The sequence below is a fragment of the Pseudooceanicola sp. DL12 genome (assembly GCF_056270665.1).
In genome coordinates, this window is the sequence record NZ_CM149884.1 from 3,464,411 (window position 1) to 3,478,597 (window position 14,187).

Annotated in this window: 15 protein-coding genes; 7 read left to right on the forward strand and 8 right to left on the reverse strand. The window is 65.5% G+C overall.

All coding sequences use genetic code 11. The features are described 5' to 3' along the window. Window positions 1–20: 20 nt before the first annotated feature. The 4 genes from AC0WR5_RS16070 to plsY all read left to right on the forward strand — a co-directional run bounded on the left by AC0WR5_RS16070 (window position 21) and on the right by plsY (window position 3,615). A complete protein-coding gene (locus tag AC0WR5_RS16070; RefSeq protein ID WP_475864628.1) occupies window positions 21–971 on the forward strand; it encodes an aspartate carbamoyltransferase catalytic subunit in 951 nt (316 codons plus the stop codon). An 82-nt stretch (window positions 972–1,053) separates the two neighbouring features. Then, a complete protein-coding gene (locus tag AC0WR5_RS16075; RefSeq protein WP_475864629.1) occupies window positions 1,054–1,629 on the forward strand; it encodes a hypothetical protein in 576 nt (191 codons plus the stop codon). 82 nt (window positions 1,630–1,711) lie between these two features. Further along, on the forward strand, window positions 1,712–2,995 hold the full coding sequence (locus AC0WR5_RS16080) for a dihydroorotase (RefSeq protein ID WP_475864631.1): 1,284 nt from the start codon (window positions 1,712–1,714) through the stop codon (window positions 2,993–2,995). Beyond that, window positions 2,995–3,615, forward strand: a complete 621-nt coding sequence (gene plsY / locus AC0WR5_RS16085) for a glycerol-3-phosphate 1-O-acyltransferase PlsY (protein ID WP_475869040.1) — start codon at window positions 2,995–2,997, stop codon at window positions 3,613–3,615. Before AC0WR5_RS16080 ends, plsY begins: the two co-directional genes overlap by 1 nt. Window positions 3,616–3,676: 61 nt before the next feature. On the opposite strand, the gene AC0WR5_RS16090 is transcribed toward plsY, so the two are convergent. The 4 genes from AC0WR5_RS16090 to AC0WR5_RS16105 form a co-directional block, all read right to left on the reverse strand. After that, window positions 3,677–5,047 (reverse strand): glutamate--cysteine ligase, encoded by a 1,371-nt coding sequence (locus AC0WR5_RS16090; RefSeq protein ID WP_475864633.1) that lies wholly within the window; start codon window positions 5,045–5,047, stop codon window positions 3,677–3,679. 114 nt (window positions 5,048–5,161) lie between these two features. Then, window positions 5,162–5,680 carry a hypothetical protein gene (locus AC0WR5_RS16095; protein WP_475864635.1) on the reverse strand — a complete coding sequence of 173 codons (519 nt, stop codon included), beginning with the start codon at window positions 5,678–5,680 and terminating at the stop codon, window positions 5,162–5,164. Then, entirely contained in the window at window positions 5,677–6,537 is an 861-nt protein-coding gene (locus AC0WR5_RS16100; protein WP_475864637.1) for a GNAT family N-acetyltransferase, read from the reverse strand. Before AC0WR5_RS16100 ends, AC0WR5_RS16095 begins: the two co-directional genes overlap by 4 nt. Continuing rightward, the gene (locus tag AC0WR5_RS16105; protein WP_475864639.1) at window positions 6,534–7,283 is read right to left on the reverse strand and encodes a 16S rRNA (uracil(1498)-N(3))-methyltransferase; all 750 of its coding nucleotides are present in this window, start codon (window positions 7,281–7,283) and stop codon (window positions 6,534–6,536) included. The genes AC0WR5_RS16100 and AC0WR5_RS16105 overlap by 4 nt, the downstream gene beginning before the upstream one ends. An 11-nt stretch (window positions 7,284–7,294) precedes the next feature. Here AC0WR5_RS16105 and ubiA point away from each other — a divergent pair, with 11 nt between their 5' ends. From ubiA to AC0WR5_RS16120, 3 genes are all read left to right on the forward strand, one after another. Further along, window positions 7,295–8,272 carry a 4-hydroxybenzoate octaprenyltransferase gene (ubiA, locus tag AC0WR5_RS16110; protein ID WP_475864641.1) on the forward strand — a complete coding sequence of 326 codons (978 nt, stop codon included), beginning with the start codon at window positions 7,295–7,297 and terminating at the stop codon, window positions 8,270–8,272. A gap of 65 nt (window positions 8,273–8,337) precedes the next feature. After that, window positions 8,338–10,323 carry an OmpA family protein gene (locus AC0WR5_RS16115; RefSeq protein ID WP_475864643.1) on the forward strand — a complete coding sequence of 662 codons (1,986 nt, stop codon included), beginning with the start codon at window positions 8,338–8,340 and terminating at the stop codon, window positions 10,321–10,323. 72 nt (window positions 10,324–10,395) lie between these two features. Then, on the forward strand, window positions 10,396–10,725 hold the full coding sequence (locus tag AC0WR5_RS16120; protein ID WP_475864644.1) for a hypothetical protein: 330 nt from the start codon (window positions 10,396–10,398) through the stop codon (window positions 10,723–10,725). An 864-nt stretch (window positions 10,726–11,589) separates the two neighbouring features. Here AC0WR5_RS16120 and AC0WR5_RS16125 read toward each other — a convergent pair. The 4 genes from AC0WR5_RS16125 to pgsA all read right to left on the reverse strand — a co-directional run bounded on the left by AC0WR5_RS16125 (window position 11,590) and on the right by pgsA (window position 13,683). Further along, on the reverse strand, window positions 11,590–11,967 hold the full coding sequence (locus tag AC0WR5_RS16125; protein ID WP_475864645.1) for an SHOCT domain-containing protein: 378 nt from the start codon (window positions 11,965–11,967) through the stop codon (window positions 11,590–11,592). 326 nt (window positions 11,968–12,293) lie between these two features. After that, window positions 12,294–12,761, reverse strand: a complete 468-nt coding sequence (locus tag AC0WR5_RS16130; protein WP_475864646.1) for a molybdenum cofactor biosynthesis protein MoaE — start codon at window positions 12,759–12,761, stop codon at window positions 12,294–12,296. A 3-nt stretch (window positions 12,762–12,764) separates the two neighbouring features. Further along, the gene (gene moaD, locus AC0WR5_RS16135; RefSeq protein WP_475864648.1) at window positions 12,765–13,013 is read right to left on the reverse strand and encodes a molybdopterin converting factor subunit 1; all 249 of its coding nucleotides are present in this window, start codon (window positions 13,011–13,013) and stop codon (window positions 12,765–12,767) included. Window positions 13,014–13,020: 7 nt separating this feature from the next. Continuing rightward, a complete protein-coding gene (pgsA, locus tag AC0WR5_RS16140; RefSeq protein ID WP_475864649.1) occupies window positions 13,021–13,683 on the reverse strand; it encodes a CDP-diacylglycerol--glycerol-3-phosphate 3-phosphatidyltransferase in 663 nt (220 codons plus the stop codon). Window positions 13,684–14,187: the final 504 nt, after the last annotated feature.

Consider the following 14,187-nt stretch of genomic DNA (forward strand, 5'->3'; position numbering starts at 1 on the left):
GCGGCAAAAGGGAGCATGTCATGACATTTCGGCAGAACCACCTTCTTGGGATCGAGCAGCTGGCCCCCGACGAGATCGTGACGGTCCTTGACCTGGCAGAGGAATACGTGACGCTCAACCGGTCCGACGACAAGCATGGAGACGCTCTGCGCGGGCTGACCCAGGTCAACATGTTCTTCGAGAACTCCACCCGCACGCAATCGAGCTTCGAGCTCGCAGGCAAGAGGCTTGGCGCCGACGTGATGAACATGTCGATGCAGGCCTCCTCGATCAAGAAGGGCGAAACCCTGATCGACACCGCCATGACCCTGAACGCCATGCATCCCGACCTGCTGGTGGTGCGGCACCCGCACTCCGGTGCGGTCGACCTGCTGAGCCAGAAGGTGAACTGCGCGGTGCTGAACGCCGGCGATGGCCGGCACGAACATCCCACACAGGCGCTACTCGATGCCCTGACGATCCGGCGCACCAAAGGACGTTTGCACAAGCTCTCGATCGCGATCTGCGGCGACATCGCCCATAGCCGGGTGGCGCGCTCCAACATGCTGCTGCTGCACAAGATGGAAAACCGCGTCCGCCTCGTCGGGCCCACGACGCTGGTGCCCTCCGCCTTTGCCGAGCTTGGCTGCGAGGTCTTCGAGAACATGGAAGAGGGTCTCAAGGACGTCGACGTTGTCATGATGCTCCGCCTTCAGAAGGAACGCATGGACGGCGGTTTCATCCCCTCCGAGCGCGAATACTACCACCGCTACGGCCTCGACGCCGAGAAGCTGGCCCATGCCAAGGAAGACGCCATCGTCATGCACCCCGGCCCGATGAATCGCGGGGTCGAGATCGATGGCACCATCGCCGACGACATCAATCGCTCGGTCATCCAGGACCAGGTCGAGATGGGCGTGGCTGTGCGCATGGCCGCCATGGACCTGTTGGCGCAGAACCTGAAGGCACGCCGGGCGGCCAACGCCGCCTGACCCACAGGGAACCCCAGCGGCGGGGTCGCGTTGCGTCTGAAGATACCCCGACACCGGCCACATGATGCGAAAGGAGCGCCCCGTGACCGACGCCTCCGACACCCTGACCATCACCCCGGCAGACCGGGAGGCGATCTTTGTTCTGTCCGGCGATCCCCGGATGCCGCAGATCGCGGCACTTGTTCCCATGCCAGAGGCTGCTGACGAGGATCCGGAAGCGAGGGCGCTGGAACTTGTGAACCTGCCTGCGGATGCCAAGGATGACATCGAGGTGATCAACCCGGCCGACCTGACCGGCCTGGGCCTGTCGCATTACCTTACGGAGGGGCTCGGCATGAGCGAAGCGGAGGTGGCTCAGGACTGGGGCAAGCTGGAAGCGCTGAGCGGGCCGGTTCTCCTGATCCAAGGGCGGCTCGCCGGCACTGAGGAAATCCACCTGACGCTTCCGCCCGGCCTTTCCCTAGCCGGCCGCTATGCCCCCGAGAGCCTGCCCATCGACCTGATGCCACTGCCCGCCCAGACAGCCAGCGGCATTATCCAGCCCACTGCTGCCGGCCGGGTGACCCCAGTGCCGCGCACCCGGGCCTGGCTGCTCACGCTGATTGCGGGTCTTGCCGTAATGCTGATCCTTCTCGCACTGGGCCTGCTGCTGCTCTAGGGCCATTTCGCGCCTACACCCCGGCCCGGAGTTGCTTTATAGCGGAGCGCAAAGACCCCACCCGCAAAGCAAGGCCCAGCCGATGACGACAACGCTTCTGACAAATGCCCGCCTGATCGATCCCGAGGCCGGCACGGAGACCGAGGGCAGCCTGCTGATCGAGGGAGAACGGATTGCCGCCGTCGGGGCGACAATCGATGCCTCCGATGCGGATCTGGTGATCGACTGCGGCGGCAAGACCCTGGCACCAGGCATCGTCGATATCGGGGTCAAGGTCTGCGAGCCGGGCGAACGTCACAAGGAAAGCTTCGGAACGGCCGGCCGGTCTGCCGCCGCCGGCGGCGTTACCACGATCGTCACGCGACCGGACACGCTGCCAGCCATCGACAGCCCGGAGAGCCTCGAATTCGTCTCTCGCCGAGCGCGCGAGGCCGCACCCATCCGCGTTCTGCCCATGGCCGCCCTGACCAAGGGGCGCGAGGGTCGTGAGATGACAGAGATCGGCTTCCTGCTGGATGCCGGCGCAGTTGCCTTTACCGATTGCGACCACGTGGTGACCGACAACAAGGTGCTGACCCGCGCGCTCTCCTACGCCAAGGCTCATGGAGCGCTGGTGATCGGCCACATCCAGGAACCGGGGCTGTCGAAAGGCGCCTGCGCCACCTCAGGCAAGTTCTCCGCCCTGCGCGGCCTGCCCTCGGTGTCCCCGATGGCCGAGCGCATGGGGATCGACCGGGATACCTCGCTGATCGAGATGACCGGCGTGCGCTATCATTTTGACCAGGTGACCACGGCCCGCGCCCTGCCCGCCCTAGGGCGCGCCAAGAAAAACGGGCTCGACGTGACCGCCGGCGTCTCGATCCATCACCTGACGCTGAACGAATACGACATTGCGGACTACCGTACCTTCTTCAAGGTCAAGCCCCCGCTGCGAAGCGAGGATGACCGCCGCGCCGTGGTCGAGGCCGTGGCCTCGGGGCTGATCGACATCATCTCCTCCATGCACACGCCGCAGGATGAGGAAAGCAAGCGCCTGCCCTTCGAGGAAGCCGCATCGGGCGCCGTCGCGCTGGAAACCCTGCTGCCCGCCGCGATGCGCCTGGTGCACGCAGGCGACCTGGATCTCCCGACACTTTTCCGCGCCCTGTCGCTAAACCCTTCGAAACGCCTCGGCCTGGCCAGTGGGCGCCTTGCCGAAGGGGCGCCGGCAGACCTGGTGCTCTTCGATCCACATGCGCCCTTTGTCCTCGATCGGTTTGCCCTGCTGTCGAAATCCAAGAACACCCCGTTTGACAGTGCCCGGATGCAGGGGCGGGTGAGTGCCACCTGGGTGGCCGGCAGGCAGGTCTACGGAGAGCCTCTGTGATCCCCGAAATCATATCCTCCCCCACCACGCTGGGCCTCGCCGCTATCCTTGGCTACCTGCTTGGGTCGATCCCCTTCGGCATCGTCATCGTGAACCTCTTCGGGCTGGGCAACCTGCGCGAGATCGGTTCAGGCAATATCGGCGCCACCAACGTGCTGCGCACCGGCAACAAGACGGCTGCCCTGCTGACCCTGATCCTGGACAGTGGCAAGGGGGCAGCAGCCGTGCTGATCGCCAAGATGATCGCCCCCGAGGACGCGGTGCAGGTTGCAGCCCTTTTTGCCTTCCTGGGCCATTGCTTTCCGGTCTGGCTGAAGTTTCGCGGCGGCAAGGGCGTGGCAACCTTCCTCGGTACCCTGCTGGCACTCTATTTCCCGCTTGGCCTTGCCGCCTGCGGCACCTGGCTCGTGATGGCGGTGCTGTTCCGGATCTCTTCGCTCTCGGCCCTGATCGCCGCAGCAGCAACCCCGATCTGGGCCTGGGCCCTTGGCGAGCCGCAGATGAGCCTCCTCTGCGCCCTGCTCGCGTTGATGATCTTCATACGTCATCACGCCAATATCGCGCGCCTGTTGAAGGGCGAGGAACCGAAGATCGGCAGCAAGAAGAAAAAAGAGGCCTGAACGGCCTCTTATCCTGCACTGCCTCAATGAAGAAAGCCGCCCCGAAGGGCGGCTTTTTCGTTCAGTAGCTGTACTCGCCGAAGACCCGGGTGACGTCACCGCCCCAGTTGCCCTCGTACTTGTCCATCAGCTCGTCGGCCATGACGCGGCCCGTGGCCACGTCTTCCCTCAGCGCGTTCAGGAAGTGGGTTTCGTCCGGGATCAGCCCCCCGGCGCCCGGACGGGCACGCATCTTCAGACCGGCTTCGGAAATCTTCAGCACCTCGGTGGCCAGTTCGTGCATGTCGATGCCATCGACCTTGGCCTGCAGCCCGTCGCGCGCAGCGGCCAGGCGCAGGGCTTCGCGCTGTTCGGCGTTCCAATCCTTGACCAGGTCCCAGGCCGCATCCAGCGGGGCCTGTTCATACATCAGCCCGACCCAGAAGGCCGGCAGGGCACAGAGACGGCGCCAGGGGCCGCCATCGGCCCCGCGCATCTCGATGAACTTCTTCAGGCGCGCCTCGGGGAAGATCGTCGTCAGGTGATCGGCCCAGTCCGACAGCGTCGGTTTTTCGCCGGGCAGCGCCGGCAACTCGCCCTTCAGGAAATCGCGGAAGGACTGGCCGAGCGCATCGATGTACTTGCCGTCGCGATAGACAAAGTACATCGGCACGTCGAGGGCGTATTGAACCCAGGCCTCGAACCCGAAGCCGTCGTCGAAAACAAAGGGCAGCATGCCGGTCCTCGCATCATCCAGCGTCTGCCAGACCCGAGAGCGATAGCTCTTGTAGCCGTTGGGCTTACCCTCGAAGAAGGGCGAATTCGCAAAGAGCGCCACGGCGACCGGCTGCAGGGCAAGTGCCACTCGCAGCTTTTGCACCATGTCTGCCTCGGAGCCGAAATCGAGGTTCACCTGCACGGTGCAGGTCCGACGCATCATGGTCCGGCCCGTCGTACCGACCTTTTGCATATAAGCGTCCATGAGCTTGTAGCGCCCCTTGGGCATGAGCGGCATCTCGTCGTGCTGCCAGTGCGGCGCGGCGCCGAGACCGATGAAGCCGACGCCGATCTCGTCGGCGATGCCCTTCACCTCGCGAAGGTGTTCGTTTACCTCGTCGCAAGTCTGGTGGATCGTCTCGAGCGGGGCGCCGGAGAGCTCCAGCGCGCCGCCGGGCTCGAGGCTGACATTGGCGCCGTCCTTGGTCAGACCGATCAGCTTGCCGGCCTCCTCGACAGGTGCCCAGCCGTGGCGGTCGCGCAGCCCTTCCAGCACGGCGAGAATAGAGCGCTCGCCTTCGTAAGGCAGCGGCTTCAGGCTGTCCTTGCAATAGCCGAACTTCTCGTGCTCGGTGCCGATCCGCCAGTCTGCCTTGGGTTTGCAGCCTGCCTCGAGATATTCGGCCAGCTGTTCATGCCGCTCGATCGGGCCGCCGCCGGACTGGGGGATGGACATGGGGGGATCTCCGGTTGGTTCGTCTGGGCGATGCCGGGCCGTGGGATGCACGGGCCGTCCCGGCGCCTGGGCCCGTCCTTGGGGGACAAGGTCTGTGCCGAAAACCGGCAAGTGTCAATGCAGGCGGAGCCTCGAACGTTCCCATATCACCACCGGTGTGACCTGCTGCCCCTGGATGGCCTTTTGCACTTCTGCAACAAGCGTGCCCGTGCTGATAGCTGGAAGCGCCGCGAAAATGTCAAAAAGCGCATCCGCACCCTCTGCATCGAGAGGAATGCGCAGATCCGGCTGGCCATTTTGCGACAGGCTCCAGCAGGGCGGATCTGCGGAAGGATCAAGCGTCAATCTGGTCAGTTCGGTCAAGGCAACCGCCCCGCCGGTGAAGGGCCCGAAGTAACCGATCCGCCCCTCTTTCACCTCGACCACGCCAATCCCGCCGGAACCCACGCGAAAACGTCCGCGCTGGATTCCCGCGATGAGCAGCGCAAGACCCACGAGTGCCAGGAGGACGCCGATCCAGAGGAGCAGGCCGTAGGAGGTGAAGAGCCACCATAGCCCCCAAAGCGTGATACCACCGCCAACCAGCGCCTCGCGCCAGCGCAGCAGTCCCTCACGCACCTCGGGCCGGATCACGCGGGCACCTCGCCCAAGACCATCGGCGCATTGGTCAGCGCCACCCGGTATTCGCCGACATGCCGGAAGCCGATCGCCTCGTAGGCCCGGGCCGCCGCGGGATTGTTGGCGAAGAGGATCGCGATCCGCGCCCCCTCTGCCGCACAGGTCTGCAGCAGCGCGCTGGTCACACGTCGTGCATAGCCCCGGTTTCGAAGCACTTCGGGAACAAAGACCCCACCGACCTGAACGATATCCGCCACTTCGGCGTTGATCGCGGCCATGGCCACGGGCGCGCCTTCCTCCAGCAGGAGCAGCGCCCTGGTGGCCTCGATCATGCGCGTGGCCCTGGCTTCGGCCTCTTCGCGGGCGGCCTCGGGATTCGCCTGTTCCATGTCGGTGTCGCGGGCATAACGCGCAAACCAGTCGATCAACATGGCCTCGTCCTCGGGCTGTGGCGGGCGCACGGTATCCATGGATTGTGGCAGTCGTTCGAGGGCGAGGCGGTAGAGCGGCTCGATCGCGTTGTGGGAGAGCCGCTCGGAGAGCCCCAGTTGTGTCAGCAGATGCGCTGTCTGGGCAACATCCCCGGTCAGCCCGCAAACGCGGCGCCCGGCAAGGGCGGTGGCGGCCTCGGCGTAGGCCTCGACCGGTGCACCGGGGGCCTGCACCATAAGGTAGCCCCCGTTGGAACAGCCGAAAATCGCCCGGATCGGCCCCTCTGCCGGCCAGATCAGGTAGTCGCTCGCGTTCCGGTGCTGAGACGATCCGATGCCATGAGCAGCCAGATTACCCCGCAGGAACATCGAGGTCTCGGGATAGTCCGAGAGAAAGCCCTCGATGGCCGGGGCATCTTCGGCCACGGCCCAGCGGATCATGTCCAGTCTCCCAACGTTGCCTGCCAAAGGGTCAAAGCCGCCACCGCGGCGGTGTCGGCCCGGAGGATCCGCGGACCCAGCTGTACCGGCCAGGCAAAGGGCAGGTTGTGCAGGCGCTTGCGTTCGGCGGAAGAGAAGCCACCTTCGGGACCGATCAGAACTGCCCAGGCGCCCCTGGGCGCATCAGACAGTTTGCGCGGGGCGCCATCGGGCGTACCATAGGAAGCATCGGCAAAGGCCTCGTCGCAAAACATGAGCTGGCGCCCCTCTGGCCAGTCGGCCAGCAGACGGTCGAGACGGGTCAGATCCTCGACCTCGGCCACGTAGGTATTGCCGCATTGTTCGGCTGCCTCGACGGCATGCGCCTGAAGCCGATCCCGGCGGATCCGCTCTGCGTTGGTGAACTCGGTCTGCACCGGAATGATCCGGGCCGCGCCCATTTCCGCAGCTTTTTCAACGATGAAGTCGGTCCGCGCCTTCTTGATCGGGGCAAAGCAGAGCCAGAGATCCGGTGGGCCTGCCTGATCTCGCGAGGCCACCCGACAGGTCAGTTCACCGCCGCGCTTGCCAGCCTCGGTCACCTCGGCATGCCATTCGCCGTCATGGCCGTTGAACAGCGCCACCGCACCGCCGAGGCCAAGACGCATCACGCCGAAAAGGTAATGCGCCTGCTCCCGTTCCAACGGAACGGTTTGCCCTGCCCCCAGCGGGTGATCTACATAGAGCCTGATCTTAGCATTTTCCATGAGGCCTACATATGTCCCAAGCGCATGCGACGCCAGAGCAAGCATCTTCCTCCGGGCAGGTATCGGATGCGGTAAAGGGCAACTGGGTCGACGAGATCGCCCCTGCCCCCACCCGCCCCTACCTGCGCCTATCGCGGGCGGACCGGCCCATCGGGACCTGGCTGCTGCTTCTGCCCTGCTGGTGGGGTCTGCTGTTGGCGATCCTGTCGGATGGCCAGCCGCGCTGGATTGACCTTTGGATCTTCGTGGGCTGTGGCCTGGGCGCCTGGCTGATGCGGGGCGCCGGCTGTACCTGGAACGACATCACCGACCGGCATTTCGACGCCGCCGTGGCGCGCACCCGCTCGCGCCCGATCCCCTCGGGCCAAGTCACCGTGATGCAGGCCGTCGGCTGGATGGTCGCTCAGGCGCTGGTTTCCTTCTTGATTCTACTGACTTTTCCGCCGGCAGCGATCCTGATGGGTGTGCTCTCTCTTCTGCCCGTGGCGATCTATCCCTTTGCCAAGCGCTTCACCTGGTGGCCGCAGGTCTTCCTGGGTCTGGCCTTCAACTGGGGTGCCCTGCTGGCCTGGACGGCGCATACGGGGCGGCTGGAATGGCCAGCCGTCGTGCTCTATGTCGCCGGCATCTCCTGGACGCTGTTCTACGACACGATCTATGCCCACCAGGACAAGGAAGACGACGCGCTGATCGGCGTGAAATCCACCGCGCGCCTCTTCATGGAGCGCACGCCTCAGTGGCTGGCACGGTTCATGGTGATCTCGGTCGCGCTGGTCGCGCTTGCGGTGCTGATGGCGGTGGTGCCAACAGGGGCATCCTTCAAGCTGATCCTTGCGCTGCTCGGCGTGGCGGCCTTTGCCGCGCACCTGCTCTGGCAGCTTCGGATTTATGACGGCGATAACAATGACCTGCTGCTGATGCTGTTTCGAGCGAACCGCGATGCGGGCCTGCTGCCTGTGCCGTTTTTCGCCGTCGCCATCCTGCTGTGATTGCAAGAGCGGGCCGGCGCCACTAGGTATCGTGCACACATGACCAGCGACCAGACCTGACCTACATGCGCCTGTCCACGATCACGATCCTTGCCGGCACCTTCGTTGCCGCAGCTGCCGGCAGCCTCGTCGCCGCCGGCTTTGCCGTCAACAAGATCGAGGACGTGACCGAGATCGACGTGCGTCAGAAGCTGGACGATGCGCACCTCGACTGGGCCGAGGTGCGAGCCGACGGGCTGCAGGTGCAACTGATCGGCACCGCCCCAACCGAGGCGGAACGGTTCCGTGCCAAGACCCTGGCCGCCACGGTGGTCGACGCCTCGCGGGTGATCGACCAGATGGAGGCCGAGGCCCATACCAAGCTGGCACCGCCCCCCTTCTCGATCGAGATCCTGCGCAACGGTGACGAGATCTCGCTGATTGGGCTGATCCCCGCGGCGATGGACCGCGACGGGCTGGTACAGCGGGTAAAGAACCTGCGCGGCGTCACCACCGTATCCGACCTGCTGCAGACGGCCGATTACCCGGTGCCCAGCGGCTGGCGCGACACCGTCGATTACGGCATTACCGCGCTGAGCACCCTGCCGAACTCGAAGATTTCCCTTTCTCCTTCAGATGTTACAGTCGTCGCGATGAGCCAGTCTCTGGAAGAACGCCGCCGGCTGGAGAGTCAGCTGCAGCGCGCGCTGAAGCCCGGCATCGCGCTCGACCTGGACATCACCGCGCCGCGCCCGATCATCGCGCCCTTCACCCTGCGCTTTGTCATCGATGCCGATGGCGCGCGCTTTGATGCCTGTTCCGCAGACACCGAGGCGGCCAGTGACGAGATCCTGCAGGCCGCCGAGGCGGCGGGGCTGGACGGGCCGACGCGCTGTGTCATCGGGCTGGGCGTGCCCTCTTCGGACTGGGGCGACGCGGCCGCGCAGGCAATTGCCGCGGTGGGCGAGCTGGGCGGCGGCAGCGTGACGCTGTCGGATGCCGACATCAGCCTGATCGCCGCGGAGGGCACGGAGCAGGCGCTCTATGACCGCGTGGTGGGCGAGCTGGAGAATTCCCTGCCCGATGTCTATGCGCTTCATGCCTCGCTGCCCAAGGCGCCGGACACCCCGACCGAGGCCGAGCCCCCTGAGTTCACCGCCACTCTGAGCCCTGAGGGCCAGGTACAGCTGCGCGGCCGGGTTAGCGACGACCTGACGCGCAAAGCCACGGAATCGCTGGCAAAAGCGCGCTTCGGCAGCGACAGCGTCTATACCGCGGCACGGCTCGACGACCAGCTGCCCGAAACCTGGCCGCTGCGGGTGCTGACCTCTCTCGATGCGCTGTCGCGGCTGTCGAACGGGGTGGTGACGGTGACGCCGGAGCAGATCCAGATCAGCGGCAACACCGGGGACCAGCAGGCCAGCGCGGCGATTGCGCGGCTGTTCAGCGAGAAGCTGGGCAAGGACGAAGATTACCAGATCAACGTCACCTATCAGGAAAAGCTGGACCCGATCGCCTCCATTCCGACGGCGAGCGAATGCCTTGCGCAACTGCAAGCCATTCAGAAAGAACAGAAAATCAGCTTCGAACCCGGCTCGAGCACGGTCGATTCGGGAAGCCGCGCGCTGCTTGACCGGATCGCCGAGGTGCTGAAGACCTGCCAGAGCATGCCGCTCGAGGTCGCCGGATACACCGACAGCCAGGGCCGTGAAGAGATGAACGAAGCCCTGAGCCAGCAGCGCGCACAGGCCGTGGTGAACGAGCTGCGGATGCGCCGAGTGCTGACAAGTACTTTCCTTGCAAAGGGTTACGGGGAAGCGGACCCGATTGCCGACAACGGCACCGAGGAGGGTCGCGAGGCCAACCGCCGGATTGAGTTCCGGCTGATCGCGGCAGAGGGGCCGGAGGTGCCGGAGGGGGTCGAGATCACGCCCGTGACGGTGCCGGACCCGGTGCACGACCTGCTGCCGCAGGATGCCGATATCCCCGAAGGATCGGGCGACGCCGACTTCGAGATCATGCATGACGACATTCCGCTCGACGCCGGAAACGAAGGCAGCGGCGACGAATAATCATTTCGTGCCAAAGGCTTGGGGACAAGGGCCGCAGCGCGCAGAACGACGACCAAAGGGGACAGGGGTCAGGTGAACAGAACCGAATTCATCATCGCGACGGCGATCATCCTTTTCGTGGCCTTCAGCATGGGCTGGTTTGCCTATTGGCTGATCCACCGGTTCACCCGGGTGTCGAAAGCCGACATGGGCGAGCTGGAAAAGATGGCGCAGGAGCTGCACGACGCGGAAGAAAACCGTGACGAGGCAATCACTTACATGCAGCAACGCGAAGCCGAGCTGACCAATCAGCTGAGCCAGACCGAGGCCGAGCTGAGCGCCGCCATGGAAGGGCTGCGCGAGGCGCGGCACGAGGCGGAAGAGCTGCGCGCCTATATCGAACGGATCCACCAGAAATCCTGACGGGTTAACGCGAAAACCGCACCGCGCAACACCCCTGCGCGGGGGCATCGGTACCGCAATCGTCCCGAAAAGATCCGAAGCCCCCCTGAAATTCGGGCGGGATGGCGCCCGGGCCCTGATTTGCACGGGTAAAGGGCGCGCTCGGTGGGGGATCAGGACCTTTTTGCCGCCAGGCGGTCCTGATGCCCTGCCCTCTCTGACACCCACGGAAAACCACCCCTGAAAGGGGCTTTCCGGCCCCTCAGACAGGGGCGGGAGAGGACGTTTCCACCGCATGGCCGGAGACCGTGCCGGGGCGCCCAGGGTCCGGCCGGTGGCCGCCGACGCCGGATAGGCGCGGAAGGCCTGACACTCGTCGGCGGCGCGCGCCCGGGCGGCGCAGGTGCTGGGCGTGGGGCCGCAAGGTGACCCGGACGGTGGGGTCGATGCAGACCGCCTCGCCCCCTGCCCCATGGCTGCCGCCGGCAAAGAAGACGGCCATATCCAGGCGATCCTCGGCGGGGGCCTGCATCATCGGGCCGGAATAGGCGCAACGCACCGTGACCTCGACGCAGGGGTGCCGGGCGGCAAAGGCCGATAAGGCCGCGGGCCGACGATCACCTGCTGCGCGACATCCGGCTGAGTCGGGCCGACCTGGAGCAGCTGCTGCGCGGGACGGACCGGAAAGAGGGCGGCAAGGGCGTTTCCGGGAACGACAGTTGCTGAATTGCGGGTCAGGCGGATGACCTGCAATTCCGGTCCATCGGTGAGGCCAACGCTGCGGCCCGGCGCAAAGGAAAAGGGCCGCTGCACGTTCCCGTGCAACGACCCCGATCCGCCTGCCTTGCGACACGGCCCGCCAGGGCCGCCGCGGCATCAGCCGAATTACACCAGCGCGGCGCGCAGCTTGGTGTATTCTTCTTCGCTGATGGTGCCTTCGGCCTTCAGCGTTTCAAGCTTGGCCAGCTCATCTGCCACCGAGAAGCCGGCGATGTGCCGAATCTGTTCCTTGGCCGCTTCCTGGGCTGCCAGGTTCCGGTCAGCCATGCCGTGGCCCTGGCTGATCAGGTACACGAAGGCGGTGAGGAAGGGCAGGAAGATGAGGAAGATGACCCAGATGGCCTTGGCCCAGCCGCTGGTGTCCTTGCGGCGGAACAGGTCGCCGAAGATGACGATCAGGAGCCAGATCCAGATGACGAAAAGGAAGATGACGAAAACGTCGGCGAGGAAATTCCAGAAGGTAAAGCCGTCTTGCATGATCATGACAATCTCCGTTGAGGCGGCCAGATCGTGCCGCGCAAAAACCATTAACCAAAGGTTACCACAGTTCAAAATCAATTTACTTGATTTTCAAAGCGCCTGCCAAAGCGTCACTGAAAAGCCCCAGTTGGGGGTAATTCCCCCGAAGTCCTGCGCCCAGAGCGCGCATCGCCGCAATCCGCAATTGACTCGGCAGCATGGGCAAATGCCGGGAAAGCCAAAGGAACAATGGCGATTCCGCGCCAGGCCTGCGGGTGCGGGCGGTGGGGATCGGGACGGGAGCGTATGGAAACGGGGCCGGTTCGGCCGGCGAGGATCGGGGCAGCCGGTTACCAGCGCGAGAGGGCGTCCTCGTCGCTGTCCTTTGCGGCAACCCAGGCGGCGCCCTCGGCGGTGCGCTCCTTCTTCCAGAAGGGGGCGCGGGATTTCAGGTAATCCATCAGAAAATCCGCCGAGAGAAAGGCGTGCTGGCGGTGCAGCGAGGCGGTGGCGACCATCATGATCGGCTCGGCAGGCGCGAGGCGGCCGAAGCGGTGCAGGATCAGCACCGGGCCGAGATCCCAGCGGGCACAGGCCTGTTCGGCGATGTCGGCGAGGGCCTTTTCGGTCATGCCGGGGTAATGCTCGATCTCCATCTCCGACAGGCCGCCGGCGCCCGGCAGGTCGCGCACCAGCCCGGTGAAGGAGACCACCGCGCCCATGTTGCAGGCCCCCGCGCGGGTGGTGAAATCCGTCAGCAGCGCGCCCGGATCGAAGGGCGCGGCCTGCACGCGGATGTCGGGGGGAAGCCGGGTCATGGCTCAGCCCCCGGTCATCGGCGGGAAGAAGGCCACCTCTCGGACGCCGTCGAGGGGGGCGTCGAAATCGGACAGCTCCTGATCCAGGGCGACGCGCAGGGCGGCGAGATCGGAGAAGGCGAGGGCATAGCGCTCCTCTCGGGCACGGAGCTGATCGACGAGGTCCGCCACGGTGGCGGCCCCGGTTTCGATGCGTTCCCGCGGCAGGCCGATGCGTTCGCGGACCCAGGCAAAGTAGAGGACGTCGATCATGGCGCCCTCACTCGTCGATCAGGTGCGGGCGCGCCTTGAGGAAATAGTCGGCGCCGGTGATCACCGTGAGCACCGCGGCGATCCAGATCAGCGCCATGCCGACCCAGCTGGTCCAGCTGTTCAGGCCCATCCAGAAGCCCAGGTGCATCTCGTCGGGGGCCTGGCCGGACATGATCTCGTCGATCATGGCGTTGTCGAGGCCGAAGACGGTGGTGCCGATGTGATGCTCGGCCACGCCCTGGGCCAGCAGCACGGCGATGGCGAACATCTGGGCCGTGGTCTTCCACTTGGCGAGCTTGGTGACCTTGAGCAGGCCGGCGGTGTCGCCGAGGTATTCGCGCAGGCCCGAGACGAAGACCTCGCGGAAGAGGATGAAGGCCGCGGGCAGGATGATGAATTCCGACAGCGAGGAGTAATGCGCCAGGGTCATCAGGGCGATGACCACCATGGCCTTGTCCGCGATCGGGTCGAGCATGGTGCCGAGCTTGGAGATCTGGTTGAGCGAGCGCGCCAGGTAGCCGTCGAACCAGTCGGTGGCCGAGGCGACGACAAAGAGCACCAGCGCGCACCAGTCCGCGAAGGGGCGCGGCAGGAAGATGAAGCAGATCGCGATGCCCGGTGCCGCAAGCAGCCGCAGGATCGTCAGGATGTTGGGCAGGTTCATACTCATACCCCGTTTCTAGCCTGCCTTTCGGCGTTGGAAAAGCGGCATTCCGCTGCAGGGGCCCCTGCCCGGCCGGCATTGCTGCGGCGGGGCGCGCGGCGAGCCGGATTTGGCGCAGCCGCGGCGCGGAAAGGCCCGAAAAGGCGGCAGATCCGGGAAATACACCCGAATCCGGGGATTTGCGGCGCCGCCGGCGTGGGCGAAAGGAAACACCACCCCGCGAAGTGCGCGGCCCGCGCCCGGGGCGATTGCGCTTTTCCCGACGTCACCTAAGCAGGTCGGCGGCCCGCCCCGGGTCTCCGCCGGACGGCGAAAGCCGCAGAAGGAGCCCCCAGGGGAGTGCCGCCGCTTGGACCTGACCACCGGACCGGACCGACCGAGATACCTGGACGCGCCTGCCTGCGCGGACCGACCAAGAGTGGAGAGACGCATATGGCCGAGGCCAGCCCCGAGACGACATCCGGCCGCAAGGCCTGCGCCGCCCGCGCCGTGACCGCCCGCCGCCCAAAC

Bases quoted from the DNA above. Each gene is read 5' to 3' on its own strand.
- AC0WR5_RS16080 (WP_475864631.1), top strand. From the start codon at position 1,712: ATGACGACAACGCTTCTGACAAATGCCCGCCTGATCGATCCCGAGGCC.
- AC0WR5_RS16130 (WP_475864646.1), bottom strand. From the start codon at position 12,761: ATGACCCGGCTTCCCCCCGACATCCGCGTGCAGGCCGCGCCCTTCGAT.
- AC0WR5_RS16125 (WP_475864645.1), bottom strand. From the start codon at position 11,967: ATGATCATGCAAGACGGCTTTACCTTCTGGAATTTCCTCGCCGACGTT.
- AC0WR5_RS16105 (WP_475864639.1), bottom strand. From the start codon at position 7,283: ATGGAAAATGCTAAGATCAGGCTCTATGTAGATCACCCGCTGGGGGCA.
- AC0WR5_RS16115 (WP_475864643.1), top strand. From the start codon at position 8,338: ATGCGCCTGTCCACGATCACGATCCTTGCCGGCACCTTCGTTGCCGCA.
- AC0WR5_RS16100 (WP_475864637.1), bottom strand. From the start codon at position 6,537: ATGATCCGCTGGGCCGTGGCCGAAGATGCCCCGGCCATCGAGGGCTTT.
- moaD (WP_475864648.1), bottom strand. From the start codon at position 13,013: ATGATCGACGTCCTCTACTTTGCCTGGGTCCGCGAACGCATCGGCCTG.
- AC0WR5_RS16070 (WP_475864628.1), top strand. From the start codon at position 21: ATGACATTTCGGCAGAACCACCTTCTTGGGATCGAGCAGCTGGCCCCC.
- ubiA (WP_475864641.1), top strand. From the start codon at position 7,295: ATGTCCCAAGCGCATGCGACGCCAGAGCAAGCATCTTCCTCCGGGCAG.
- AC0WR5_RS16090 (WP_475864633.1), bottom strand. From the start codon at position 5,047: ATGTCCATCCCCCAGTCCGGCGGCGGCCCGATCGAGCGGCATGAACAG.
- pgsA (WP_475864649.1), bottom strand. From the start codon at position 13,683: ATGAGTATGAACCTGCCCAACATCCTGACGATCCTGCGGCTGCTTGCG.